Genomic DNA, 25,016 nt, shown 5'->3' on the forward strand with positions numbered 1-25,016 from the left:
TCGTCAGGCTAGTCGTCGTCGACCAGGATGCGTTCGGCGGCGCCGTCCATATCTTCATACTGGCCACTGCGCAGCGACCACAGGAAGGCAGCGAGGCCAAGGGCGCCGAGAAACAGCGCGATGGGCAGGAGGACGAGGAGACCGCTCATGATGCCATGACCTCCTTGGCTGGGAAGGGTTTTGTCGGTCTGATGGCAGCCTCTGCCGCGCTGTGTTTGCCGGCGCTGAGCCGCAGTCCGTTGGCGATCACGATGACCGAGGAGCCGGACATCGCCAGGGCCGCCACCAGTGGGGTGACGTAGCCCAACAGTGCGATCGGCACAGCGACGGCATTGTAGATGACGGCAAGCACCAGGTTCTGCCGGATCAACTTGTTGGCCTCACAGGAGGCGGCCAAGGCCAGTGGAATGGCAGAAAGGCCCTCGCGCAGGAAGACGAAGTCGGCGGCGCTGCGGCCAATGTCGGCGGCACCGGCAGGGGCGATCGAGACATGGGCGGCGGCCAGCGCCGGCGCGTCGTTGAGCCCGTCGCCGACCATCAGCACCTTGCGGCCTTCTGCCTTGAGTGCCTCGAGACGCTCCACCTTGCCGTTTGGCAGCACGCCGGCGGAGAAGGTTTCGACACCGAGAGCCTTGGCCACGGCAGTCACGGCTTCCGAGCGGTCGCCGGAGAGGATTTCGACGGAGAGGCCCTTGGCGCGCAAATCTGCAACTGCCGTTACGGCGCCGGTCCGCAATCTGTCCTCGAAGGCGAAGGCGGCGAGTTCGGCGCCGTTCTTTGAGAGGACGGTGCCAACGGCCGAGGCGGCATCATCCAGCGCCCAGGCTGAGCGGCCCAGACGGTAGGTGTCCGCGCCCAGCCGCGCCTCCAGGCCGAAGCCCGGAATTTCCTCGACGCTGTCGAAGTGCCAATCCTTGGCAGGCATAGCGGCCTGGGTCTCGGAGAGGGCGCGTGAGATCGGATGGCGCGAACGGAGTGCGATCGCGGCTGCCAAAGTGAGCGTCTCGGCTGATATTTCGTGGGCGTTCACCAGCCTCGGTCTACCAAGCGTCAGCGTGCCGGTCTTGTCGAAGACGACGGTATCGATCTCGGCCAGACGTTCCATGGCGGCGCCGTCCTTGACCATGATGCCGTTCTCGAACAGGCGTCGCGCGGCGGCAACCTGCACGATCGGCACGGCGAGACCGAGCGCACAGGGGCAGGTGATGATGAGGACGGCGATGGCGATTGTGATAGCTTGGTGCCAGTTTCCGTCGGCGACCATCCAGGCGACGAAGGTCAGGAAGGCGGTCAGGTGGAGAACGGGCGCGTAGAGTGCGGCGGCGCGATCGGCAATGCGGCGATAGCCGCCGCGGCTACTTTCGGCGGCTTCCATCAACCGCGCCATCTCGGCGAGGAAGGAATCCCGCGCCTTGGCCGTTGCCTCGATTGTCAGTACTCCAGTCAGGTTGAGTGTACCGGCACGCAAGGCGGCACCTGACTCGACCGCAACAGGCACGCTTTCGCCCGAGACGATGGAGCAGTCGAGCTCCGAGCGGCCATTGATCACCTTGCTGTCGACAGGCACGCGCTCGCCGGCGGCGAGAAGGATCCGCATGCCCGGCTCGATCTCCTGGACCGGAAGGTAGGCGTTGGCGCCGCCGGCCTGCAGCACGGTCGCGCCACGGGCCGCAAGTCGGGCGAGACCCTTGACGGCGACGCGGGCGCGCTCGCGCATGACGTGGTCGAGCGTACGGCCGATCAATAGAAAGAACAGCAGCGAAGCCGAGGCGTCGAAATAGGCATGCGGGCCGCTGTTGGCTGTATCGTAGAGGCTCATGCCGAAGGCGAGCAGGATGCCGATGGAGATCGGCACATCCATGTTGGTGCGGCCGTTGCGCAATGCGTCCCAGGCCGAGCGGAAGAAGATGCGACCGGAAAAGGCGAGCGCGGGCAGGGCGATCAGCGCGGAGATCCAATGGAACAGGTCGCGCGTGGCATCCGTCGCGCCGGACCAGACGGACACGGACAGCAGCATGATGTTGCCGGCGGCGAAGCCGGCAATGCCGAGCCCGCGGATGAGTTCGGCCAGCGTCTCGTCCTTGTCATCGGCCCCTTGCTCGAACAGATGGCTTTCGTAGCCGAGTCGCGCCAGGGCTTCCGAGATGGCGGGAACGCCTGCGTCCTCGCGCCAGCGCACGGAAACACGCTTCGTCGACAGGTTGACGCGTGCGTGCTCGACGCCGTCGAGCTTGCCGAGCGTGGCCTCGATATTGGCGATGCAGGCGCCGCAATGCACGCCTGGCACGGAAAGTTCGACCTGCCTGGCGCTGCCTGGCAGAGCGCGACTGGCAAGCAGCAGTTCTTCGCGCGGCGGTCCGCTTGCGGCAACCGGCTTGAAGCTGAGGGCAAATTCGGCTTCTGGACCGCAGCAATTCATCTTTCCGCTCCATCGAAAACGACGATCCGGCGCGCTTCGCGATAGGGCTCGCGGTTCGCAACCGAGGCTTCGGTGCTGACGATCCAGATGCCGTCGCGCAGCGGTGTGGCGATGGAAAACGTGCCGTCCGCTTCGCGCTGCAAGGACACCTGCCAGTCTTCGGCTTCATAGGCCGGACGGCGGAAGGAAGCGGTCACGCTGTCGATCGCGACCGGGGCGCCGGCGGCATCGGTCAAGCTGTAGTGGATCTCGCCATTGACGATGGTGAGCTTGCCCTTCCAGCCCAGCGCTGCCTGAGCACGCTGCTCGGCCACGCGCTCGTTGAACTGTTGGCTGGCGACATAGGTGTTCTGGACGACGAGCCCGGTCCAGCTCGTCCTGGCAAAGGTCGCCATGAGCAGATTGACTGCTATGATGACACCGAAAAAGGCAACCATGATGGCCAGCATATGCCGTCCGGTGAATGCTCTCGGCTGAAGGGCGCGCGTGCTCATCTCAAGGTCTCCGGAACGTTGAACTTTGCGGCGTAGACATCTCGTTCGGCGCCCGCCCTGTCGGCGACGACGAACGAGAAGCCCTGTCCCTGGCTGAGTTGGTCGCGCGGCTGGCGGACATAGACCCTGACGGTCTTGAGCTTGTCCGGCTCGGCCTCGATGGTGATCGAGCGCGTCTCCTGCTGGTCGATGCCGACCACGCTCATGACCGCACCGGGGAGGCCCTCGATGCTGAGCTCGAAGCTGCGCGGCTCGGGCACCATGTTGAGCAGCTTGACGGTGTAGCCGTTGCGGATCGAGCCGTCGGACAGGACGACATACTGCGGATTGCGGTCCTGCAGCACGTTGATGTCGAGCCGGTCGCGGCTAAGCAGCGCGATCAACAGGCCAAGGCCGACGAGGCCCCACGCGCCGGCATAGACGAAGGTGCGCGGCCGGAAGAGCCGGCGGATGTGGAAATGCGAAATGCCCTTGTCGAGCTTGCCGTCGGCATCGCGCACACGAGCGGGATCGATGGCTCTCGTGGCGGGGTCAATAGCGATTGTCATGTTGGACTGGTAGTCGGCAAGCGTGGCGTAGGAAATGAGGCCGCGCTCCTTGCCGATCTTGTCCATGACACCGTCGCAGGCATCGATGCAGAGTGCGCAAGTGATGCATTCGAGCTGCTGGCCGTCGCGAATGTCGATGCCCATCGGGCAGACCGCGACACAGGCATTGCAATCGACGCAGTCGCCGACCGAAAACCCCTCGGCGGCCGCCTTCTTGGCGTGGCGCGAGCGCGGCTCGCCGCGCCAGTCATTGTAGGTGACGGTCAGCGAGTTCTCGTCGAGCATCGCCGCCTGGATGCGTGGCCACGGGCACATATAGGTGCAGACCTGCTCGCGCATCAGGCCGCCGAAGGCATAGGTCGTGGCGGTCAGGATGCCGACAGTAATGTAGGCGACGGCTTCGGCCTCGCCGGTGATGAACTGGCCGAGCAGGGTCGGGGCGTCGGCGAAGTAGAAGATCCAGGCGCCGCCGGTGGCCACCGCGATGACCAGCCAGATCGCATGCTTGGTCATGCGCTTCCAGATCTTGGCAAACGACCATGGCGCGCTGTCGAGCTTGATGCGGGCATTGCGGTCGCCCTCGATGCCGCGCTCGACGACGAGGAACAGGTCGACCCAGACGGTCTGCGGGCAGGTGTAGCCGCACCAGGCGCGGCCGACGGTAGAGGTGACGAGGAACAGCCCGATTCCGGCCATGACCAGCAGGCCGGCGACATAGAAGAATTCCTGCGGCCAGATCTCGATGAAGAAGAAGTAGAAGCGTCGGTTGGCGATGTCGAGCAGCACGGCCTGGTCAGGCGCGAAGGGACCACGGTCCCAACGCAACCATGGCGTCAGATAATAGATGCCGAGCGTGACCAGCATGACCAGCCACTTGAACTGGCGGAACCGGCCCGAGGCCCGCTTGGGAAACACCTTCTGGCGTGCGGTGTAGAGCGGTTGGCGGGTCTTGGCAGAGTTGACCGCCGTGACCTCGAGCCTCTCCACCTGCCTCTCGTCGAGCATTCTCGTCTCCTGCTGGGCGCCAAGCCATTGCTTCGGCAGCGTCTCATCTCGCTTTTGCCGTGACCGTGCCCGGCGAACCTTGATTCAGGTCAAGCGAATGCAAAAAGAGGCCCGGCAGCGATGCCGGGCCTCTCCCCCACCCTTCGTCCATCGACCGTCGGCGATGGAGGGTTATTCGCCGCCGCCGAGCGAATGGACGAAGATTGCAAGTTCCTTGACGTTGACGTCGCCGAGCCGGGCGCTCCAGGCTGGCATCACGCCATGCTTGGGATGGCGCACCTGGCTGGCAATGGCGGCCTGGCCGGAGGCATAGAGCGCGATGGCGTCGGACAGGTCGGGAGCGCCAAGCTCCTTGTTGCCCTTGGCGTTGTCGCCGTGGCAGGCGGCACAATTGTCGGCGAACACCTTGGCACCGCCCGGAACAAGCTCCGGCGTGTCGGCCGTGCCCGACAGGCTCGCGACATAGGCTGCGACCTCGGTGATCTGTTTCGGTTCGAGAATGTCGGCGAAGGCCGGCATTTCGGACGCATGGGTGTTCTCGTCGCCGTCGAAGCGGACGCCATGGCCGATGGTCTTGTAGATCTGGTCGATGCTGCCGCCCCACAGCCACTCATCGTCATTGAGGTTGGGGAAGCCGGGCGAGCCTTGCGCTCCGGAGGCGTGGCACTGGATACAATTGACCTTGAAGGCGGCAGAGCCGGCGGCGGTGGCGAACTGGCGCAGCTTGTCGTCGGCCAGAATCTCGCCGACGCTCTTCGCCTTGACCGCCTGGACATAGGCGCTCTTGGCCTGTTCGGCTGCGGCCAGCTCGTTCTTGACGTCGGCGCGGCTGGAATAGCCGAGCACGCCTGTCGTCGCCGAGCTGATCATCGGCCAGGCCGGGTAGGCGATGGTGTAGGCCAGCGCCCAGACGACGGTGGCATAGAAGGTCCAGAGCCACCAGCGCGGCATCGGGTTGTTGAGCTCGGTGATACCGTCCCATTCGTGTCCGGTCGTCTCGACGCCGGACAGTTCGTCGATGTGCTTGTCGCCCACAGATCAGTCCTCCTTGAGCGGGATTTGGGCGGCGCGCTCGGCGGCCTGCTTGCCGCCGGGGCGAAGGGCGAAGAGAACCGCGCCGATGAAGAAGACAGTCATCGCCAGCAGCCCCCAACTGTCGGCGAAATGCCGCAACGTCGTGTAGTCCATCGCATATCTCCTAGCGGTAGCCGGTGGCCGGGTCGTAGGTCGAGAAGTCGACCAGCGTCCCGAGCATCTGCAGATAGGCGACCAGCGCATCCATCTCGGTCAGCGCTGCCGGATCGCCGTCGAAGTCGCCAAGCTTGGCCTTGGGATAGCGCGCCAGTACGCCCGACGTGTCGGCATTCGGATCGGCCTGCGCCTTGATGTCGGCATCGGCGCTGGCGATCATCTCGTCGCTGTAGGGTACGCCGACACGACGGTTGGCGATCAGGTCGTAGCTGATGGTCTTCACCGCCAAGGGCGTTTCCTTGAGGAAGGCGTAACTCGGCATGACCGATTCCGGCACCACCGAGCGCGGCTCGACCAGATGCTGGACATGCCATTCGTTGGAGTAGCGATTGCCGACGCGGGCGAGGTCGGGGCCGGTGCGCTTCGATCCCCACTGGAACGGATGGTCGTACATCGACTCCGCTGCCAGACTGTAGTGGCCATAGCGCTCGACCTCGTCGCGGAATGGCCGGATCATCTGGCTGTGGCAGGTGTAGCAGCCCTCGCGGATGTAGATGTTGCGGCCAGCGAGCTCCAGCGGCGAATAGGGCCGCATGCCCTCGACCTTCTCGATCGTGTTCTCGAGGTAGAACAGCGGCGTGATCTGGACCAGGCCGCCGATGCTGACGACCAGAAGCGTGCCGACCAGAAGCAGCGTCGCGTTCTTCTCGATTGTCTTGTGTTTGTCGAGCAGTGCCATTTCGGGCTCCTTACTGCGCAGGCTGGAGGGCGGGGGCTGAGGTGGGCATCGGCTCTTCCTGGCGCTGGTGGCCGCGGATCGTCATGTAGACGTTCCAGGCCATGACCAGCGCGCCGGCGAGATACATCAGGCCGCCAATGGTGCGGACGACGTAATAGGGCGCCATGGCCGCGACGCTTTCGGCGAAGGAGTAGACCAGGAAGCCCTGCTCGTCATACTCGCGCCACATCAGGCCCTGGCTGATGCCGGCAACCCACATGACCGCGGCGTAGACGACGATGCCGAGGGTCGCTAGCCAGAAGTGCCAGGTCACCAAACGCAGCGAATAGAGCCGCTCACGACCCCACAGGCGCGGCACCAGGAAGTAGATGGCGCCGAAAGTGATCATGCCGTTCCAGCCAAGCGCGCCGGAGTGGACATGGCCGATGGTCCATTCGGTGTAGTGGCTGAGCGAGTTGACCGCCTTGATCGACATCATGGGGCCCTCGAAGGTCGACATGCCGTAGAAGGCGATGGCCAACACCATCATGCGGACGATCGGATCGGTGCGGATCTTGTCCCAGGCGCCCGACAGCGTCATCAGGCCGTTGATCATGCCGCCCCAGGACGGCATCCAGAGCATGATCGAAAACACCATGCCGAGCGTCTGCGCCCAGTCTGGCAGGGCGGTGTAGTGCAGGTGGTGCGGGCCGGCCCAGATGTAGAGGAAGATCAGCGACCAGAAATGGATGATCGACAGCCGGTAGGAATAGACAGGGCGTTCGACCTGCTTGGGCACGAAATAATACATCATGCCGAGGAAGCCGGCGGTGAGGAAGAAGCCGACGGCGTTGTGGCCGTACCACCACTGGGTCAGCGCATCCTGCACGCCCGAGAACAGCGAATAGCTCTTCGAGCCGAGGAAGGATGCCGGCACCGCCAGGTTGTTGACCACGTGCAGCATGGCGATGGTGATGATGAAGGCGAGGTAGAACCAGTTGGCCACATAGATATGCGGCTCCTTGCGGTTCAGGATGGTGCCGAGGAAGACGGCGAGATAGGCGACCCAAACAATGGTCAGGAAGATGTCGACATACCATTCGGGCTCGGCATATTCGCGGCTCTGGGTGATGCCGAGCAGATAGCCGGTCGCCGCCATGACGATGAACAACTGATAGCCCCAGAACACGTACCAGGCGAGGTTGCCGCCGAAGAGCCGCGCCCGCGAGGTGCGCTGGACGACGTAGAACGAGGTCGCGATCAGCGCGTTGCCGCCGAAGGCGAAGACCACTGCCGAGGTGTGCAGCGGGCGCAGGCGGCCGAAGTTCAGCCAGGGCTCGATGTTGAGATCGGGGAATGCCAACTGGGCCGCCACGACGACGCCGACCAGGAAGCCGGTGACGCCCCAGAACACGGTGGCGATAACGCCGTAGCGTATTGGCCCGTCCATGTAGGGCGAGCTGTCCGCGGGCGCGGCAGCGGCCGGTGCGTAGTTGCCGGTGCGCAGCAGGACGGTGGCGCCACCGGCAAGGGCGAAGAACAGCACCCACATATGAGCGCCGAACTGGCTATCCTGCGCGAAGGCGGCGCCCAGCAAGGCGGCGAACGCCGCCAGTGCCAGCAGGACGATTTCGTTTCCATATTTCATGAGCGATCCCCGACTATGGTCGCGCGCCGACGGTTTCTGCCGACGCCAGACCGGACACATCCATGACATTGGCGGCTCGCGCCTTGATCTGGATCAAGGTCAAGCCGGCCGTGTCGGCCCAGCCTTGGCCTCAAAAAGGGAACCTCTGGGTAATGATCGCGCTCAATGACAGGCAAGCCGGATCGCAGGATGGTGCTGAGCGCGAGGCCGTCGAGGTGATGCGGCGCGCCCATACCGCCGAACTTGCGCTGTGCGACCGGCTTGAGGAGATTGCCGATTCACTGCCCAACGGGCTTGACCGGAGAAAATGCATCCTGGCGGCGCGGGCGCTTGGGCCGACAATGGCAAAAATCCACCGCTTCGAGGAGCAGCGGATCTTTCCGTGCTTTTGCCAGCGTCTGGGCCACAGCGTCGAGTCGGGCAAGACCATCGAGCGACTGAGGAACGAACATCTCGAGGATGAGGGCTACGCCGCCGAGTTGCGGGACGCCTTGCGCTTTGCCGCGCGGCAGGGCGAGGCCGACAGTCCGGAAACCCTGGGATTCATGTTGCGAGGCTATTTCGGCGCGGTGCGCCGGCACGTCGCTTTCGAGCGCGACCATGTCATGGCACTTCTGGCGCCCGCCGGTTGACGGCCTGCTCAGATATTGGCGCGTCGCTCCAGCCTGTCCAAGTCGAAGACCGTGATATGGCGGTTGTTTTCGACCGTGATCAGACCGTCCTTGCGCAGCTTGGTCAGCTGGCGGCTGACGGTTTCGATGGTCAGGCCAAGGAAATCGGCGATGTCGGCGCGGGTAAGCGGCAGGTCGAAGCTGATTTCGCCCGCGCTCTCGGCCTCTGGGTCGCCATGCCTGGCGATGAGGTGAAGGAACGAGGCGACACGCTCGGCGGCGGTCTTGCGTCCCAGCGTCAGCATCCAGTCGCGTGCCTCATCGAGCTCGTCGAGCGCCTGGAGATGCAGCCGGTGGCCGAGCTCCGGCGCCTGGTCGATCATACGGTCGAGCGAGGTCTTGGGAAAGGCGCAGACGCGGACGGCGGTTGCGGCTTCTGCCGTGATTGAGCTCTCCTGCTTGAACGGACGGCCGATGAAGTCGGGCGCGAACTGCAGGCCGACGATCTGCTGGCGGCCGTCGGGCAACGTCTTGACCAGCTTGACCACGCCGGCCAGCACGTTGGCGTAGCTGTCGATCGTGTCCGAGTCCGACACCAGCACGGTGCCCGGCTCGACCTTGCGTTTGGTGGTGTGTCGGCTGAGCTCGACAAGCTGTTCCGGCGTCAGCGCACCGCAAACGCCGCGATGCCGCGCCTCGCAGGAGCGGCACAACGCCGGTATTTCAGAATTGTGAATGTCCTGGCGAATGGCCATTTCTTCGTCCAGCACCCCGATTTGCCCAATCTAGGCATCGCGGCCGCCAAAAGGAACCGTGTCATTGTGTCCATCGCCCTGTGTTGCTTTTGATCCAGCTCGTTGCTTGATCCAGGTCTTCGCTTGATCCAGGTCAAGGCGATACCGGCGTCTCCGCAGCATGCTTCAGCAATTGATGGAGACGATCATGGACAGGACCCTCGTCGAGAAATACGCAGCGCCGGTGCCGCGCTACACCAGCTATCCGACCGCGCCGCACTTCAATGCGGCGGTGTCTTCGACGACCTATGGTGGCTGGTTGCGCGCGTTGCCAAAGGGGGCGAGTGCGTCGCTCTACATCCATGTTCCCTATTGCGACCGGCTGTGCTGGTTCTGCGCCTGCCATACCAAGCAGACCCGACGCTACGATCCCGTCGAACGTTATCTCAGGGCGCTGGAGTGCGAGATCGATACGATCTCCGCGCTGTGCGGAAGCCGGCTAAATGTCCGCAACTTGCATCTCGGTGGGGGCTCGCCGACGATGCTGACACCGAAGGACATGATGGCGCTCGGCAGCCGCCTGCGCGAAAAGTTCAGCTTTGCCGATGATGCCGAAATCAGTGTCGAGATCGATCCCAACGATATGGACGAGGCGCGTTTTGATGCGCTGGCGGCCGTAGGTCTGACACGGGCGAGCCTGGGCGTGCAGGATTTCGACGAGCGGGTTCAAAAGGCCATAAACCGAGAGCAAAGTTTCGAACAGACGAAGGCAGTGGTCAACGCCGTTCGCGCGCGCGGCGTGCGCTCGGTCAATCTCGACATGCTCTACGGCTTGCCGCACCAGACGCTCAACAGCATCGCCGCAACAACGGAAAAGCTGCTGTCGCTGCGACCCGACCGCATCGCGCTGTTCGGCTACGCCCATGTGCCGTGGCTGAAGAAGCACCAGACGATGATCGACGATGCGTTGTTGCCCGACGCTGTGGCGCGGTTGGCGCAGTCGGAAGTGGCCGCGCGGCTGATCCTGGACGCCGGCTACGAAGCCGTCGGCATGGATCATTTCTCCTTGCCTGGGGATAGCCTGGCCGTGGCGGCGCATGCGGGCACGCTGCGGCGCAATTTCCAGGGCTATACGACCGACCAGGCCGACGCGCTGATCGGCCTCGGTGCCTCGTCGATCGGCCTTCTGCCACATGGCTATGTCCAGAACATGCCGGCAACGGGAGAATATGAACGCCGCGTGCTGGCCGGTGGCCTGGCCGCGGTGCGCGGCTTCGCCCTGTCGAATGCCGACCGCATGCGTGCCTGGGTGATCGAGCGGCTGATGTGCGATTTTTCCTTCTCGCGCTGCGAGATGCTCAGCCGTTTCGGCGATGGCGCCCGCGGCGTCATTGCCGAGGCCGAGCTGCTTGCCGCCAACGACAGGGACGGCGTCTTCGTGCGCGCCGGCAACCGCTTCGTCGTCAGCGAACGCGGCAAGCCGTTCGTTCGATCGATCGCGGCTGTCTTCGACGCCTATCTCGGCCAGGGCACCGCGCGCCATTCCGTAGCCGTCTGAACTTCTGCGCGCTGTCAAATTCCTGTATCAAGCGCGTGCGAGACGCACGGCGCGAACGGGATCTGGATTCATGAATCTGACAGTATTTGGGATTGGCTATGTCGGTCTTGTTCAGGCGGCTGTTCTGGCCGAGGTCGGTCACGATGTCGTCTGCGTCGACGTCGATGCGGCCAAGGTCGAGCGGCTGAACCAGGGTTTCATCCCGATCTTCGAGCCGGGGCTGGAGGCGCTGGTGCGCGAGAACCACGCGGCGGGGCGTATCGTCTTCACGACCGATGCTTCGATGGCCGTGCGCCATGGCGCGATCCAGATGATCGCGGTCGGCACGCCGCAGGGCGAGGACGGCTCGGCCGACCTCAAATATGTGCTGTCGGTGGCCGATGCCATCGGCCGCGAAATGGCGGGACCGAAGATCGTGGTGACCAAGTCGACGGTGCCGGTCGGCACCGCCGACAAGGTGCGCGAGACGATTGCGGCTGCGCTGAAGACCAGAGGCCGCGAGGAGCTTGGCTTCGACGTCGTCTCCAATCCGGAGTTCCTGAAGGAAGGGTCAGCGGTCGCCGACTGCATGAAGCCCGACCGCATCATCGTCGGTACCGACAGCGAAGCGGCCGAGACGGTGATGCGTGAGCTCTATGCACCGTTCAACCGCAACCACGAGAAGATGATCGTGATGGACGTGCGTTCGGCCGAGTTCACCAAATACGCCGCCAACTGCATGCTGGCGACCAAGATCAGCTTCATGAACGAGATGGCGAACCTGGCCGAGCTGCTCGGCGCCGATATCGAGGAGGTGCGCAAGGGCATCGGCTCGGACCCGCGTATCGGCTACCACTTCATCTATCCCGGGCTGGGTTATGGCGGCTCGTGTTTCCCCAAGGATGTGCGGGCACTGATCCGCACCGCCGGCGATGTCGGTTTCGAGCCGGTGCTGCTGCACTCGGTCGAGGCGCGCAACAATGCCCAGAAGGTGGTGCTGTTCGACAAGCTGAAGGCGCATTTCAACGGCGACCTTGCCGGCAAGACCTTTGCGCTCTGGGGTCTGGCCTTCAAGCCCAACACCGACGACATGCGCGAGGCACCATCGAGGGTGCTGATGGAGGCGCTGTGGCAAGCCGGCGCCAGGGTGCAGGCCTATGATCCCGAGGCGATGAACGAGGCGCAGCAGATCTATGGCCAGCGCGACGACCTCACCTTGTGCGGTACCAAGGAGGCGGCGTTGCGCGGCGCCGATGCACTCTTGATCGCCACCGAGTGGAAGAATTTTAGGGCGCCGTCCTTCGAGCTGATCCGCGACCAGCTCAAGACCGCCGTCATCTTCGACGGCCGCAACCTCTACGACCCGGCAGTCGTCGCCCGCCACGGCATCCAATACGTCTCCATCGGCCGCAAGGCGTCATAACACCGGCAAAGAAAGGGCCCGCGCGAGCGGGCTCTTTTGTCTGATGCGGCGCTCACTGGTTGCGGCGCTTGCCTTCCATCAGGTCGAGCACCGCGCGGGCGGCGTCGAGCACATTGGTGCCGGGTCCGAAGACCGCCGACACGCCATGGTCAAGCAGGTACTGATAATCCTGCCGCGGAATGACGCCGCCGACCACCACGATGATATCCGCAGCGCCCTTGGCCTTGAGAGCCTGGACAAGCTGTGGGGCAAGCGTCTTGTGGCCGGCCGCCAGCGACGACATGCCGACGACGTGGACCCTGGAGGCGATCGCCGTGTCTGCGGCTTCGCCCGGCGTCTGAAACAGCGGCCCGGCAATGACCTCGAAACCGATGTCGCCAAAGGCCGAGGCGATAATCTTGGCACCGCGATCGTGGCCATCCTGGCCGAGCTTGGCCACCATGACACGCGGCTTTTCACCCAGTGAGCCGGCAAACTGTTCGAGCCGCGACACCAACGTCTGGAATTCCGGCTCGTCGTCATAGGCCTTGCCATAGACGTTTTCGACCACTTCCGGCACCGCCGCATGGTCGCCAAAGGCGCGGCGCATGGCATCGGAAATCTCGCCGACCGTGGCACGGGCGCGGGACGCGTCGACGGCCGCGGCAAGGATGTTGCCTTCACCTGAGCGAGCGACCTGTTCCAGCGCGGCAATCGTTTCGGCGACGCGCTTCGGGTCGCGCTGGCGGCGGGTGCGCTCGATACGGGCGATCTGCGACAGGCGCACGGCGGAATTGTCGATCTCAAGGATATCGAGATGATCTTCCTGCTCGAGGCGGTACTTGTTGACGCCAACGATGACCTCGTCACCTTTGTCGACGGCGGCCTGGCGCCGGGTCGCCGCCTCCTCGATCATCCGCTTGGGCAATCCGCTCGCGACAGCCTTGGTCATGCCGCCCATCGCCTCGACCTCCTCGATCAGCGCCCAGGCCTTCTCGGCGAGGTCGTTGGTCAGGGCCTCGACATAATAGGAGCCGGCGAGTGGGTCGACGACCTTGGTCACGCCGGTCTCATGCTGCAGGATCAACTGGGTGTTGCGGGCGATACGGGCCGAAAACTCGGTTGGAAGTGCTATCGCCTCGTCGAAGGAGTTGGTGTGCAGCGACTGCGTGCCGCCGAGGGCCGCCGACATCGCCTCGAAGGCGGTGCGGACGATGTTGTTGTAGGGATCCTGTTCCTGCAGCGACACGCCGGAGGTCTGGCAGTGCGTGCGCAGCATCAGCGACGAGGCCTTCTTCGGCTCGAACTCGGTCATGATGCGCGACCACAGCAAGCGCGCCGCCCGCAGCTTTGCCGCCTCCATGAAGAAGCTCATGCCGATGGCGAAGAAGAAGGACAGCCGGCCGGCGAAGTCGTCGACATTGAGCCCCTTCTTCAGCGCCGCACGAACATATTCGCGCCCATCGGCCAGGGTGAAGGCAAGTTCCTGCACCAGCGTCGAACCGGCCTCCTGCATGTGGTAGCCGGAGATCGAGATAGAGTTGAACTTCGGCATCTCTCTGGCCGTGTACTCGATGATGTCGGCAACGATGCGCATCGAGGGTTCCGGCGGGTAGATGTAGGTGTTGCGGACCATGAACTCCTTGAGGATGTCGTTCTGGATGGTCCCCGACAGCTTGTCGCGCGACACGCCCTGTTCTTCGCCCGCGACGATGAAATTGGCGAGGATCGGGATGACAGCGCCGTTCATGGTCATCGACACCGAGATCTGCTCGAGCGGGATCCCGTCGAACAGGATCTTCATGTCCTCGACGGAATCGATTGCCACGCCGGCCTTGCCGACGTCACCTTCGACGCGCGGATGGTCCGAGTCATAACCGCGATGGGTGGCGAGGTCGAAGGCGACCGACACGCCCTGCTGGCCGGCGGCGAGCGCCTTGCGGTAGAAGTTGTTGGAAGCCTCCGCCGTGGAGAAGCCGGCATATTGCCGGATCGTCCAGGGGCGGCCGGTGTACATGGTGGCGCGTGGACCGCGCAGGAACGGCGCGATGCCCGGCAGCGTGCCGAGATGGCCGATGCCTTGGAGATCATCCGCCGTGTAGAGCGGCTTGACCTCGATGCCCTCAGGCGTGTTCCAGGTCAGCGTGTCGGGCGATGCCTTGATCTCGCGCTCGGCGAGTTTTTTCCAGGAATCGATTGTTGGTTTGTCGGTCATTTGCTGCTTCCATTCGGCAACTCGGCGAGCGCCATCTTGTTGCGCGAGCCAGCGGCCGAGTCCCGCACAACCAGAAAGCCCGCCAGCAGATAGATCAGGAGAATCGTATTGGTGAGTGCGTTGAAGGAGAGTGTCCCCGTATCGACGAGCCAACCGCCGGTCGCAATGAATATCTCGCCGGCGAGGTAGAGCAGAGCGATCCTGCGGATACTGACGTAGCCATAGACAAGTTTCGTGACAATCGAGAAACCGGCAGCCGCCCAGATACCCCATACCATCGCATTGAAAAGATGGATGACATATGGCGCGCCGCCAGGTGTTTGCACACCGACCAGCAATTGGAGGCCGGGCGTATGGAGACCCCAGCTCGCAACGTAGGCTGTCTGAGACAGGATTGCGCCAAAGAGGCCGCCGAAAAGGCAGGCGGCGGTCTTCGCTTCTTCCCGGATCCTCTCTCTGGTCACTCGAACTCCATGATCAGCTCGTCGACTGCGAGGCTTTCGCCCGCTGTCGCCGCCACGCGCTTGACCGTGCCCTTGCGCTCGGCGCGCAGCACGTTTTCCATTTTCATCGCCTCGACGGTTGCCAGCGACTGGCCGGCCTCGACGGTGTCGCCTTGCTTGACGAGGATCGACGTCACCACGCCCGGCATCGGGCAGAGCAGCATCTTCGAGGTATCCGGCGGCAGCTTGACCGGCATCAGCCTGGCCAACTGGGCGACGCGCGGGCTGCGCACATGGGTCACCACGTCCATGCCGCGCCAGCGCAGGCGCCAGCCTGTGCCCGACCGCGACACCTTCACGCCGATGGACGTGCCATCGACGGCAAAGTTGGCGTGCGGGTGGCCTGGCAGCCAGTCGCTCGACACCGCAAGTGTGGTGCCGTCGTCGAATTCGACCATCATGCCGTCGGCTCCGTCCCTGACATGGAGCGGCAGGGTGAAGCCGGCAAGGGTGACCACCCAGTCGGCGCCGACGGGACGCTGGTGGTTGGCGAGCGAGCCCGAGATCTGGGTGCCGCGACGCTGGACGGACTGGTTGATAAGTGCCGCCACCGCGGCAAGCTTGCGGGCATCGGACTCGGAGGGTGCCACGCCGGCAAAGCCGTCGGGGAACTCCTCGGCGATGTAGGCGGTAGTCAGCGCGCCGGAGCGGAACCGCTCCTGGTCCATGACCGCCGAGAGGAACGGCAGATTGTGGCCGATGCCTTCGACCTCGAAATCGTCCAGCGCCCGGCTCATCGCCTCGACCGCCATCAGGCGATCCGGCGCCCAGGTGCAGAGCTTGGCGATCATCGGATCGTAATACATCGAGATTTCGCCGCCCTCGAAGACGCCGGTATCGTTGCGGACGATGGTGCCGTCGTCGCGCTTGCCCTCGACCGGCGGGCGGTAGCGGGTCAGCCGGCCGATCGACGGCAGGAAGTTGCGGTAGGGATCCTCGGCATAGAGGCGGCTTTCGACGGCCCAGCCGTTAAGCTTCACGTCGGCTTGCGCAAAGCGAAGCTTCTCGCCGGCGGCGACGCGGATCATCTCCTCGACCAGGTCGATGCCGGTGATCAATTCCGTCACCGGGTGCTCGACCTGCAAGCGGGTGTTCATCTCGAGGAAGTAGAAGTTCCTGTTGCCGTCGACGATGAACTCGACCGTGCCGGCCGAGAAGTAGCCGACGGCCTTGCCGAGCGCCACGGCCTGTTCGCCCATTGCCTTGCGGGTGGCGGCGTCGAGGAAGGGCGACGGCGCCTCCTCGATGACCTTCTGGTTGCGGCGCTGGATCGAACATTCGCGCTCACCGAGATAGACGAGGTTGCCGTGCTGGTCGCCCAGCACCTGGATCTCGATGTGACGCGGCTGGGTAACGAATTTTTCGATGAAGATGCGGTCGTCGCCGAAGGAGGACTTGGCCTCGTTCCTGGACGACTGGAAACCCTCGCGCGCCTCGGCGTCGTTCCAGGCAATGCGCATGCCCTTGCCGCCGCCGCCGGCGGAGGCCTTGATCATGACGGGATAACCGATCGAATTGGCGATCTTGACCGCCTCCTCGGCATCCTCGATCAGGCCCATATGGCCGGGCACGGTGTTGACGCCGGCGGAGGCCGCGATCTTCTTCGAGGTGATCTTGTCGCCCATCGCTTCGATGGCAACCGGCGGCGGACCGATGAAGGCGACGCCCTCGCCCTTCAGCGCCTCGGCGAAATTCGGGTTCTCCGACAGGAAGCCGTAGCCGGGATGCACCGCATCGGCGCCGGTTTGCCTGATCGCGTCGATGATCTTCTGGATGACGATGTAGGACTGGTTCGATGGTGCCGGTCCGATATGGACGGCCTCGTCGGCCATCTTCACATGCAAGGCCTCGCGGTCGGCGTCGGAATAGACCGCGACCGTTGCGATACCAAGCTTCTGGGCCGTCTTGATGACCCGGCAGGCGATCTCGCCACGATTGGCGATGAGGATTTTCTTGAACATGTTTGTCCTGCTCACAGCGGTATCGTGTCGTGCTTCTTCCACGGCGCATCGAGCTTCTTGCCGCGCAGGGCGGCGAAAGCGCGGGCGATGCGGCGGCGCGACGAGTGCGGCATGATCACCTCGTCGATGAAGCCGCGCTCGGCTGCCTTGAACGGGTTGGCGAAGTTGGTCTCGTACTCCTTGGTGCGCTCGGCGATCTTGCCGGCGTCGCCCAGTTCGGAGCGATAGAGGATCTCGGTCGCGCCCTTGGCACCCATCACGGCGATCTCGGCCGTCGGCCAGGCATAGTTGATGTCGGCGCCGATATGCTTGGAGGCCATGACGTCATAGGCGCCGCCATAGGCTTTTCGGGTGATCAGCGTCACCATCGGCACGGTGGCCTGGCTGTAGGCGAAGAGTAGCTTGGCGCCATGCTTGATGACGCCGCCATATTCCTGGGCGGTACCAGGCAGGAAGCCCGGCACGTCGACCAAGGTCAGGATCGGGATCGAGAAGGCATCGCAGAAACGGACGAAACGCGCAGCCTTGCGCGATGAATCGATGTCGAGACAGCCGGCCAGCACCATCGGCTGGTTGGCGACCACGCCGACGCTCTGGCCCTCGATGCGCATGAAGCCGGTGATGATGTTCTTGGCGAAGGCTTCCTGGATTTCGAAGAAATCGCCCTCGTCGGCGATCGCCAGGATCAGCTCCTTCATGTCGTAGGGTTTGGTCGCGCTGTCGGGGATCAGCGTGTCGAGCCGCATCTCCAGCCGGCTCGGGTCGTCGTGGAACGGCCGCACCGGCGGCTTCTCGCGGTTATTGAGCGGCAGGAAGTCGAACAGCAGGCGGACCTGCTCCAGCGCCTCGATGTCGTTTTCGTAGGCGCCGTCGGCAACCGAGGACTTCGCGGTGTGCGTGCGGGCGCCGCCGAGCTCTTCGGCGGTGACGATCTCGTTGGTGACCGTCTTCACCACGTCCGGGCCGGTAACGAACATGTAGGACGAGTCACGCACCATGAAGATGAAGTCGGTCATGGCCGGCGAATAGACTGCGCCGCCGGCGCAGGGCCCCATGATGACCGAGATCTGCGGCACGACGCCGGAGGCATCGACATTGCGCTTGAATACGTCGGCATAGCCGGCGAGCGAAGCGACGCCTTCCTGGATGCGGGCGCCGCCGGAGTCGTTCAGGCCGATGACGGGCGCGCCGTTGCGCATCGCCATGTCCATGATCTTGCAGATTTTCTGCGCGTGCGTCTCCGACAGCGAGCCGCCGAGCACGGTGAAGTCCTGGCTGAAGACATAGACCAGGCGACCGTTGATGGTGCCCCAGCCGGTAACGACGCCGTCACCCGCCACCTTCTGCTCGGCCATGCCGAAATCGGTGGTGCGGTGGGTGACATACATGTCGAACTCTTCGAAGGAGCCTTCATCGAGCAGCACGTCGATGCGTTCGCGCGCCGTCAGCTTGCCCTTGGCATGCTGGGCATCGATGCGCTTCTGGCCGCCGCCGAGGCGGGCCTCGGCGCGGCGGGCTTCCAGTTGTTCGAGTACGGCGCGCATCAGTTTATGCCCTTGTGAGAAAGCCATTTCCAGGCGGCGGGGAAGGCGATCGCGGCAAGCACGGCCTTCATGACGTCGCCTGATATGAAGGGGTAGAGGCCGAAGGCCAGCACAGGCTTGTCCCAGCCGACGACATTGCCGAGCCAGAGCAGGCCGGGCACATAGATGACGGCACCGGCAAGCAGTGCGGCCAGCATGGCGGTGGCAGCGTTGCGGTCCCAGCCGCGCTCGGCGAGCCAGCCGGCGAGTACTGCGGCAGGCAGGTAGCCGGCGAGATAACCGCCGGTCGGGCCCGTCATGTAGGCGAGGCCGATGCCCTTTTCGGGCGTGCCGGCAAAGACCGGCAGGCCAAGAGCGCCCTGCGCGAGATAGAGAGCAACGGCAGCAGTGCCACGTACCGGGCCGAGCGCCAGGCCGAGGCCGATGACGACAAGCGTCTGCATGGTCATGGGAACGGGGTAGAACGGCACCTGGATCTTGGCGGAGGCGGTCAGAAGCAACGAGCCCGCGACGACGGCCACGATGTCCATTGTGCTGAGCCGGCTGGTCCGCCTGTCGGCAACGGTCTGGTAGAGCGTCATGGGGCTTTCTCCCGCGCTACGAGGTTGAAAAACAATGGCCTCTCGCCGCGTCAGCGGCAAGCAGCGAAGTTGGCGCAATAGCCCCATGGCGCGCGCAGGAAAACAGTTGAAAGTGTGCAAAAGCGTAATATACAAATTCGAGAAATGTAAATTGCGAATTTGCAAACATGGCGACCCGTAAACTCTATATCGGCCGCAAGGTGCGCGAGCTGCGCGAGGCCAACAAGGCGACGCAGGCGAGCTTCGCCGAGCGCATCGGCATCTCGACCAGCTATCTCAACCAGATCGAGAACAACCAGCGTCCGGTTTCCGCCTCGGTGCTGCTCGCGCTCGCCGAAAAATTCCAGATCGACATCTCGGAGATTTCGCAGGGCGACAATGACCGGCTGCTGTCGGCGCTGACGGAGGCACTGTCCGATCCGATATTCGAGAACTACGCGCCCAACCTGCAGGAACTGAAGCTGGTGACGCAGAACGCGCCGGGCTTCGCCCGGGCGCTGATCTCGGCCCATCAAGCCTATCGCCGCAATTCCGAGCAGCTGGCGAGCCTTGACGACACACTGGGGCGCGGCACATCGGCCTCCGAGCCGACGCCCTATGAGGAAGTGCGCGACTTCTTCCATTTCGTCGACAATTACATCCACGCGCTCGACGTGGCGGCCGAGCGGCTGGCCGGGGAGCTCGGCATCGGCGAGCGCGACAGTTATGCGGCGATGGCGGGGCATCTGGACAGCCGGCACGGCGTCCGCATCGCCCGCGCCGATGCCGACGACGATGCGCTGAGGCGCTTCGACGCCAAGTCGGGGGTGCTGTTCCTCAACCCCTACTCGCCTCTGGCCACCCGCAGCTTCCAGATCGCCTTCCAGATCGCCGAGATGGAGATGGAGGCCGAGGTGGCACAGATCGCTCGTTCGGCCGAATTCCGTACCAGCGAGGCGCAGGAAATCTGCAAGATGGGGCTGCGCAATTATTTCGCCGGCGCGCTGACCCTCCCCTATCAGGCCTTCATGCGCGCGGCGGCGGAGCTGCGCCACGACCTCGAGCTGATGGCCGCGCATTTCGGCGCCTCGATCGAGCAGGTGGCCCACCGCCTCAGTACGCTGCAGCGGCCGGGGCACAAGGGCGTGCCGATCTTCTTTGCCCGCATCGACCGCGCCGGCAACATCACCAAGCGCCACAGTGCCGCCAAGCTGCAGTTCGCTCGTTTCGGCGCGGCCTGTCCGCTGTGGAACGTGCACCAGGCCTTCGAGACGCCGGGCCGGATCATCCGCCAGCTGGCCGAGACGCCCGACGGCGCGCGATATCTCTGCATCGCCACGGAAATCTCCAAGGGCGGCGGCGGCTTCAACGCGCCGCACCGGCGCTATTCCATCGCGCTTGGCTGCGAGGTCACTTACGCGCAGGATTTTGTCTATGCCGACGGGTTGGAGCTGGGTAGCAGAACCGCCTTCGATCCGATCGGCATTTCATGCCGCATCTGCGAGCGCACCAACTGCCTCCAGCGCGCCGTGCCGCCGCTCAAGCGCCGGCTGGTAATCGACAAGGACGTCCGTCACCCCCTTCCCTATCGAATCGGCTGAGGATCAGCCGTCTTGGCGGACCGTCAGCCCGCCAACCGCCAGCGTCAGCCAGCCCAGGATCATGCCGGTGCCGCCCAAGGGGGCGGCGAAGGGAAACAGGCGTTGGCCCAGGTAGTCGCGCGCCAGGAGATCGCCTGAGAACAGCAACACTGACAGGAGTAGAATGGCTGCTCCGACGTGCAGGGTGCGGCTGTGGGCTGCCATCAGCGACAGAGCGATCAGTACAGGCGCATGAAACAGCAGAAAATTAGCCGCAGTGGCGACATTTGCGCTGCCGCCATGGCTGGCCGCCGCCGACAGCGCCACGCCGGCTGCGCCGCACAGCGCCGCTGCGACAAACAGAAACCGGTCGAATTTCATTGATTTGCTCCTGAGGGCGCTTTCCCGGGAAGATACGCGGAAGCTGCGAAGATGCCTGCCAAAATTCCATCCGTTTGCCGCGCCGATTGCCGCAGCCCTGCCGCTTTTCTGTGGAGCTTGAGACGGCTCGGGAAAATGGTCGTTTGGCGTTCCGCCCGGCAGTCACTATGTTCGCGCACCCGTACAACAGGCACCAGGATTCCATGGCTGGCGACATCAGGAAAATTGCTGCGATCATTGCAGCCGAGATCAATGCGAAGGCCGAGCAGGTCATAGCTGCCGTCGGGCTGCTCGACGAGGGTGCGACCGTTCCCTTCGTCGCCCGCTACCGCAAGGAAGTCACCGGCGGCCTCGACGACACCCAGCTGCGCGATCTCTCCGAACGCCTCGCCTATCTGCGCGAACTCGAGGCGCGCCGCACTGCCATCGTCGAATCCATCACCAGCCAGGGCAAGATGACCGACGAGCTGGCGATCCGCATCGCCACCGTCACCACCAAGGCCGAGCTCGAAGACATCTACCTGCCTTACAAGCCCAAGCGCCGAACCAAAGCGGAAATCGCCAGGGAGCGCGGGCTTGGACCGCTGGCAGAAGCGATCCTCGCCGACCGTTCGAAAGTGCCCGCTGAGATCGCCGTGCCTTACGTCGTCGGCGAAGTGGCCGATGTGAAGGCGGCGCTGGAAGGCGCGCGCGACATCGTCGCCGAGGGCATTTCGGAAAACGCCGATCTCCTCGGCCGCCTGCGCACCCACATGAAGGAACGCGCCGTCATGCGTGCCCGCGTCGTCGACGGCAAGCAGGATGCCGGCGCCAAGTTCTCCGATTATTTCGACCATTCCGAGCGCTGGGCCTCCGTGCCGAGTCACCGGGCGCTCGCCATGCTGCGCGGCCGCAACGAGGACGTGCTGTCGCTCGACCTCGAGATCGATGCCGACGACACCTCGCCGGTCAAGCCGGTCGAGCGCATGATCGCCGCCGCCTACCAGATTGGATCGACCCTGCCCGGCGACCAGTGGCTGATGCAGGTCGCCGGCTGGACCTGGCGCGTGAAGCTGTCGCTTTCGCTGTCGCTCGACCTGATGCGCGACCTGCGCGAGGCGGCCGAGGAAGAGGCGATCCGCGTCTTCTCGCGCAACCTCAAGGACCTGTTGCTCGCCGCCCCTGCCGGCTCGCGCGCCACCATGGGCCTCGATCCGGGCATCCGCACCGGGGTCAAGGTTGCGGTCATCGACGCCACCGGCAAGGTGCTCGACACCACCACGGTCTACCCCTTCCCGCCGAAGAACGACGTGCGCGGAACCCAGGCTGAACTGGCCCGGCTTATCATCCGCCACAAGGTCGAGCTGATCGCCATCGGCAACGGCACCGGCAGCCGCGAAACCGAGCGCCTCGTCGCCGACATGCTGACTGACATGCCGGCACCCAAGCCGACAAAGGTCATTGTCAGCGAGGCCGGCGCCTCGGTCTATTCGGCCTCCGCCACGGCCGCGGCCGAGTTCCCCAATCTCGACGTGTCGCTGCGTGGTGCCGTATCGATTGCGCGCCGCCTGCAGGATCCGCTCGCCGAGCTGGTCAAGATCGAGCCCAAGTCGATCGGCGTCGGTCAGTACCAGCACGACGTCGACCAGTATCGCCTCGGACGTTCGCTCGAAGCGGTGGTCGAGGACGCGGTGAACGCCGTCGGTGTCGACCTCAACACCGCCTCTGCCCCCCTGCTCGCTCGTGTCTCCGGTCTCGGGCCGTCGCTGGCCGAGTCGATCGTCGCCTACCGTGACGCCTCGGGCGCCTTCGCCACACGTCGCGACCTGTTGTCGGTCCCCCGACTTGGCCAGCGCGCCTTCGAACAATGCGCCGGCTTCCTGCGCATCCGTGACGGCAAGGAGCCGCTCGATGCTTCGTCCGTCCATCCTGAAGCCTATGGCGTCGCCAAGAAGATCGTGGCGTCCTGCGGCCGTGACCTGCGCCAGCTGATGGGTGACAGTGCAGCGCTTAAGGCGATCGATCCGCGCGCCTTCGTCGACGAACGTTTCGGCCTGCCGACGGTGCGCGACATCATCGCCGAGCTGGAAAAACCGGGTCGCGACCCGCGTCCGGGCTTCAAGACCGCGACCTTCGCCGACGGCGTCGACGACATCAAGGATCTCAAGCCCGGCATGCTGCTCGAAGGTACCGTCACCAACGTCGCCGCTTTCGGCGCCTTCGTTGACATTGGCGTGCATCAGGACGGCCTCGTCCATGTCTCGCAGCTGGCCGACAAGTTCGTGAAGGACCCACATGAGGTGGTGAAGGCCGGCGACGTGGTGAAAGTCCGCGTCGTCGAGGTCGACATTGCGCGCAAGCGCATCGGGCTTACCATGCGCAAGGATGTCGGCGAGCCGGCGCCCCGCTCGGCCGCTCCCGCCAAGAGCCGCGACATGAAGTTCGCGTCATCGAAGCCGCAGCCAAACAAGGCGGACCAGCAAGGTGCGTTCGGCGCGGCCCTGCTCGAGGCGATGAAGCGCAAGTGAGCAAGCCTGGGCGATCACGCTGCTATCGCAGCGGCATGATCGCCCTTGCCCGCTTGCCCGTTCCTGCTTAGAAAGCCCGGGAAACGCGGCCCCAGCCGGCCGCTTGCAAAAGGTGCCGTGCTCAAATGTCCAAGTGGAAAGACGTCAAGAAGGTTGTGCTCGCCTATTCCGGCGGTCTCGACACCTCCATCATCCTGAAGTGGCTGCAGACCGAGCTCAACGCCGAGGTCGTCACCTTCACTGCCGATCTCGGCCAGGGCGAGGAGCTCGAGCCGGCGCGCAAGAAGGCCGAGATGCTGGGCATCAAGGAGATCTTCATCGAGGACGTGCGCGAAGAATTCGTCCGCGACTTTGTTTTCCCGATGTTCCGCGCCAATGCCGTCTATGAAGGCGTTTACCTGCTCGGCACTTCGATTGCTCGTCCGCTGATCTCCAAGCACCTCGTCGATATCGCCAGGAAGACCGGTGCAGACGCAATCGCCCACGGCGCCACTGGCAAGGGCAACGATCAGGTCCGCTTCGAGCTGTCGGCCTATGCGCTCAATCCCGACATCAAGATCATCGCACCGTGGCGCGACTGGTCGTTCAAGAGCCGCACCGACCTGCTCGACTTCGCCGAAAAGCACCAGATCCCGGTCGCCAAAGACAAGAAGGGTGAGGCCCCCTTCTCCGTGGATGCCAACCTTTTGCACTCGTCCTCCGAGGGCAAAGTACTGGAAGATCCGGCCGTCGAGGCACCCGAGTATGTGCACATGCGCACCATTTCGCCCGAGGCTGCGCCTGACAAGGCAACCATCATCAAGATCGGCTTCGAAAAGGGTGATGCCGTCTCGATCAATGGCGAGCGCCTGTCACCGGCGGCGCTGCTGGCCAAGCTCAACGACTACGGCCGCGACAACGGCATCGGCCGTCTCGACCTGGTCGAGAACCGCTTCGTCGGCATGAAGAGCCGCGGCGTCTACGAGACCCCGGGCGGCACGATCCTGCTTCAGGCGCACCGCGCCATCGAATCGATCACGCTCGACCGTGGTGCCGCGCATCTCAAGGATGAGCTGATGCCGCGTTACGCCGAGCTGATCTATTACGGCTTCTGGTTCTCGCCCGAGCGCCAGATGCTGCAGGCAGCGATCGACCTCAGCCAGAAGGACGTCGAGGGCGAAGTCACCCTCAAGCTCTACAAGGGCAATGTCATGGTCATCGGCCGAGAGAGCGCGAAGTCGCTCTACTCCGACAAGCTGGTCACCTTCGAGGACGACCAGGGCGCCTACGACCAGAAGGACGCCGCCGGCTTCATCAAGCTCAACGCCTTGCGCCTGCGCACGCTCGCCGCGCGTAACCGGCAATGACGAGCTTTTTCTTCTCCCCGTTCTACGGGGAGAAGATGCCGGCAGGCAGACAAGCCTCTCAGAATTACGCGCTGCCCCTTATTCAGCCTTTTGGGCCACATTCTCCCCGCAA

21 protein-coding genes are annotated in these 25,016 nt (G+C 64.2%); 6 read left to right on the forward strand and 15 right to left on the reverse strand.

Annotated elements, in window-relative coordinates; all coding sequences use genetic code 11:
• Window positions 1–8: 8 nt before the first annotated feature.
• From ccoS to ccoN, 8 genes are all read right to left on the reverse strand, one after another.
• Window positions 9–149: a cbb3-type cytochrome oxidase assembly protein CcoS gene (gene ccoS / locus N7E70_RS03805; RefSeq protein WP_067955816.1), complete on the reverse strand. Its 141-nt coding sequence runs from the start codon at window positions 147–149 to the stop codon at window positions 9–11.
• Window positions 146–2,419, reverse strand: coding sequence for a cation-translocating P-type ATPase (locus N7E70_RS03810; protein ID WP_263005594.1), 2,274 nt, complete (start codon window positions 2,417–2,419; stop codon window positions 146–148). Before N7E70_RS03810 ends, ccoS begins: the two co-directional genes overlap by 4 nt.
• On the reverse strand, window positions 2,416–2,913 hold the full coding sequence (locus N7E70_RS03815) for a FixH family protein (RefSeq protein ID WP_263005595.1): 498 nt from the start codon (window positions 2,911–2,913) through the stop codon (window positions 2,416–2,418). Before N7E70_RS03815 ends, N7E70_RS03810 begins: the two co-directional genes overlap by 4 nt.
• Window positions 2,910–4,466 carry a cytochrome c oxidase accessory protein CcoG gene (gene ccoG / locus N7E70_RS03820; protein ID WP_263005596.1) on the reverse strand — a complete coding sequence of 519 codons (1,557 nt, stop codon included), beginning with the start codon at window positions 4,464–4,466 and terminating at the stop codon, window positions 2,910–2,912. Before ccoG ends, N7E70_RS03815 begins: the two co-directional genes overlap by 4 nt.
• A gap of 171 nt (window positions 4,467–4,637) precedes the next feature.
• On the reverse strand, window positions 4,638–5,501 hold the full coding sequence (gene ccoP, locus N7E70_RS03825; RefSeq protein WP_263005597.1) for a cytochrome-c oxidase, cbb3-type subunit III: 864 nt from the start codon (window positions 5,499–5,501) through the stop codon (window positions 4,638–4,640).
• Between the two features lie 3 nt (window positions 5,502–5,504).
• Window positions 5,505–5,654, reverse strand: a complete 150-nt coding sequence (locus N7E70_RS03830; RefSeq protein WP_067955824.1) for a CcoQ/FixQ family Cbb3-type cytochrome c oxidase assembly chaperone — start codon at window positions 5,652–5,654, stop codon at window positions 5,505–5,507.
• 10 nt (window positions 5,655–5,664) lie between these two features.
• On the reverse strand, window positions 5,665–6,396 hold the full coding sequence (gene ccoO, locus N7E70_RS03835) for a cytochrome-c oxidase, cbb3-type subunit II (protein ID WP_067955826.1): 732 nt from the start codon (window positions 6,394–6,396) through the stop codon (window positions 5,665–5,667).
• 10 nt (window positions 6,397–6,406) lie between these two features.
• The gene (ccoN, locus tag N7E70_RS03840) at window positions 6,407–8,023 is read right to left on the reverse strand and encodes a cytochrome-c oxidase, cbb3-type subunit I (protein WP_067955827.1); all 1,617 of its coding nucleotides are present in this window, start codon (window positions 8,021–8,023) and stop codon (window positions 6,407–6,409) included.
• An 83-nt stretch (window positions 8,024–8,106) separates the two neighbouring features.
• Between ccoN and N7E70_RS03845 the strand changes: the two genes are divergently transcribed.
• Window positions 8,107–8,655, forward strand: coding sequence for a hemerythrin domain-containing protein (locus N7E70_RS03845; RefSeq protein ID WP_067955829.1), 549 nt, complete (start codon window positions 8,107–8,109; stop codon window positions 8,653–8,655).
• 8 nt (window positions 8,656–8,663) lie between these two features.
• Here the strand turns inward: N7E70_RS03845 and N7E70_RS03850 are convergent, their stop codons facing one another.
• Window positions 8,664–9,389 (reverse strand): Crp/Fnr family transcriptional regulator, encoded by a 726-nt coding sequence (locus N7E70_RS03850; RefSeq protein ID WP_154387416.1) that lies wholly within the window; start codon window positions 9,387–9,389, stop codon window positions 8,664–8,666.
• Between the two features lie 187 nt (window positions 9,390–9,576).
• On the opposite strand from N7E70_RS03850, the gene hemN reads away from it, so the two are divergent.
• Together hemN and N7E70_RS03860 are read left to right on the forward strand one after the other, a co-directional pair.
• Window positions 9,577–10,926 carry an oxygen-independent coproporphyrinogen III oxidase gene (gene hemN / locus N7E70_RS03855; protein WP_263005598.1) on the forward strand — a complete coding sequence of 450 codons (1,350 nt, stop codon included), beginning with the start codon at window positions 9,577–9,579 and terminating at the stop codon, window positions 10,924–10,926.
• Window positions 10,927–10,996: 70 nt separating this feature from the next.
• Complete coding sequence (locus N7E70_RS03860; protein ID WP_263005599.1) at window positions 10,997–12,328, forward strand: UDP-glucose dehydrogenase family protein; 1,332 nt, start codon at window positions 10,997–10,999, stop codon at window positions 12,326–12,328.
• Window positions 12,329–12,380: 52 nt separating this feature from the next.
• Here N7E70_RS03860 and scpA read toward each other — a convergent pair whose 3' ends face one another.
• Genes scpA through N7E70_RS03885 form a run of 5 tightly spaced genes read right to left on the reverse strand, consistent with a single transcriptional unit; the run spans window position 12,381 to window position 19,111 of the window.
• A complete protein-coding gene (gene scpA, locus N7E70_RS03865; RefSeq protein WP_263005600.1) occupies window positions 12,381–14,522 on the reverse strand; it encodes a methylmalonyl-CoA mutase in 2,142 nt (713 codons plus the stop codon).
• Entirely contained in the window at window positions 14,519–14,986 is a 468-nt protein-coding gene (locus N7E70_RS03870; protein WP_263005601.1) for a hypothetical protein, read from the reverse strand. Before N7E70_RS03870 ends, scpA begins: the two co-directional genes overlap by 4 nt.
• On the reverse strand, window positions 14,983–16,986 hold the full coding sequence (locus N7E70_RS03875) for an acetyl-CoA carboxylase biotin carboxylase subunit (protein WP_154386246.1): 2,004 nt from the start codon (window positions 16,984–16,986) through the stop codon (window positions 14,983–14,985). The genes N7E70_RS03870 and N7E70_RS03875 overlap by 4 nt, the downstream gene beginning before the upstream one ends.
• 11 nt (window positions 16,987–16,997) lie before the next feature.
• Entirely contained in the window at window positions 16,998–18,530 is a 1,533-nt protein-coding gene (locus tag N7E70_RS03880) for an acyl-CoA carboxylase subunit beta (protein WP_067955836.1), read from the reverse strand.
• Complete coding sequence (locus N7E70_RS03885) at window positions 18,530–19,111, reverse strand: biotin transporter BioY (protein ID WP_067955838.1); 582 nt, start codon at window positions 19,109–19,111, stop codon at window positions 18,530–18,532. The genes N7E70_RS03880 and N7E70_RS03885 overlap by 1 nt, the downstream gene beginning before the upstream one ends.
• Window positions 19,112–19,278: 167 nt before the next feature.
• Between N7E70_RS03885 and N7E70_RS03890 the strand changes: the two genes are divergently transcribed.
• Window positions 19,279–20,691 (forward strand): helix-turn-helix domain-containing protein, encoded by a 1,413-nt coding sequence (locus N7E70_RS03890; RefSeq protein ID WP_067955840.1) that lies wholly within the window; start codon window positions 19,279–19,281, stop codon window positions 20,689–20,691.
• Window positions 20,692–20,694: 3 nt separating this feature from the next.
• Here the strand turns inward: N7E70_RS03890 and N7E70_RS03895 are convergent, their stop codons facing one another.
• Window positions 20,695–21,051, reverse strand: coding sequence for a DUF423 domain-containing protein (locus N7E70_RS03895; RefSeq protein WP_154386249.1), 357 nt, complete (start codon window positions 21,049–21,051; stop codon window positions 20,695–20,697).
• A gap of 203 nt (window positions 21,052–21,254) precedes the next feature.
• Between N7E70_RS03895 and N7E70_RS03900 the strand changes: the two genes are divergently transcribed.
• Both N7E70_RS03900 and N7E70_RS03905 read left to right on the forward strand, forming a co-directional pair.
• Window positions 21,255–23,558, forward strand: a complete 2,304-nt coding sequence (locus N7E70_RS03900) for a Tex family protein (protein WP_263005602.1) — start codon at window positions 21,255–21,257, stop codon at window positions 23,556–23,558.
• Between the two features lie 125 nt (window positions 23,559–23,683).
• A complete protein-coding gene (locus N7E70_RS03905) occupies window positions 23,684–24,904 on the forward strand; it encodes an argininosuccinate synthase (protein WP_067955844.1) in 1,221 nt (406 codons plus the stop codon).
• Window positions 24,905–25,016: the final 112 nt, after the last annotated feature.

It is taken from the genome of Aminobacter sp. NyZ550 (assembly GCF_025628925.2).
Classification (GTDB): Bacteria; Pseudomonadota; Alphaproteobacteria; order Rhizobiales; family Rhizobiaceae; genus Aminobacter; species Aminobacter ciceronei.

Coding starts and splice junctions, on each gene's coding strand:
- ccoS (WP_067955816.1), bottom strand. CDS start 149: ATGAGCGGTCTCCTCGTCCTCCTGCCCATCGCGCTGTTTCTCGGCGCC.
- N7E70_RS03810 (WP_263005594.1), bottom strand. CDS start 2,419: ATGAATTGCTGCGGTCCAGAAGCCGAATTTGCCCTCAGCTTCAAGCCG.
- N7E70_RS03815 (WP_263005595.1), bottom strand. CDS start 2,913: ATGAGCACGCGCGCCCTTCAGCCGAGAGCATTCACCGGACGGCATATG.
- ccoG (WP_263005596.1), bottom strand. CDS start 4,466: ATGCTCGACGAGAGGCAGGTGGAGAGGCTCGAGGTCACGGCGGTCAAC.
- N7E70_RS03830 (WP_067955824.1), bottom strand. CDS start 5,654: ATGGACTACACGACGTTGCGGCATTTCGCCGACAGTTGGGGGCTGCTG.
- ccoO (WP_067955826.1), bottom strand. CDS start 6,396: ATGGCACTGCTCGACAAACACAAGACAATCGAGAAGAACGCGACGCTG.
- ccoN (WP_067955827.1), bottom strand. CDS start 8,023: ATGAAATATGGAAACGAAATCGTCCTGCTGGCACTGGCGGCGTTCGCC.
- N7E70_RS03850 (WP_154387416.1), bottom strand. CDS start 9,389: ATGGCCATTCGCCAGGACATTCACAATTCTGAAATACCGGCGTTGTGC.
- hemN (WP_263005598.1), top strand. CDS start 9,577: ATGGACAGGACCCTCGTCGAGAAATACGCAGCGCCGGTGCCGCGCTAC.
- N7E70_RS03860 (WP_263005599.1), top strand. CDS start 10,997: ATGAATCTGACAGTATTTGGGATTGGCTATGTCGGTCTTGTTCAGGCG.
- scpA (WP_263005600.1), bottom strand. CDS start 14,522: ATGACCGACAAACCAACAATCGATTCCTGGAAAAAACTCGCCGAGCGC.
- N7E70_RS03875 (WP_154386246.1), bottom strand. CDS start 16,986: ATGTTCAAGAAAATCCTCATCGCCAATCGTGGCGAGATCGCCTGCCGG.
- N7E70_RS03880 (WP_067955836.1), bottom strand. CDS start 18,530: ATGCGCGCCGTACTCGAACAACTGGAAGCCCGCCGCGCCGAGGCCCGC.
- N7E70_RS03885 (WP_067955838.1), bottom strand. CDS start 19,111: ATGACGCTCTACCAGACCGTTGCCGACAGGCGGACCAGCCGGCTCAGC.
- N7E70_RS03890 (WP_067955840.1), top strand. CDS start 19,279: ATGGCGACCCGTAAACTCTATATCGGCCGCAAGGTGCGCGAGCTGCGC.
- N7E70_RS03895 (WP_154386249.1), bottom strand. CDS start 21,051: ATGAAATTCGACCGGTTTCTGTTTGTCGCAGCGGCGCTGTGCGGCGCA.
- N7E70_RS03900 (WP_263005602.1), top strand. CDS start 21,255: ATGGCTGGCGACATCAGGAAAATTGCTGCGATCATTGCAGCCGAGATC.
- N7E70_RS03905 (WP_067955844.1), top strand. CDS start 23,684: ATGTCCAAGTGGAAAGACGTCAAGAAGGTTGTGCTCGCCTATTCCGGC.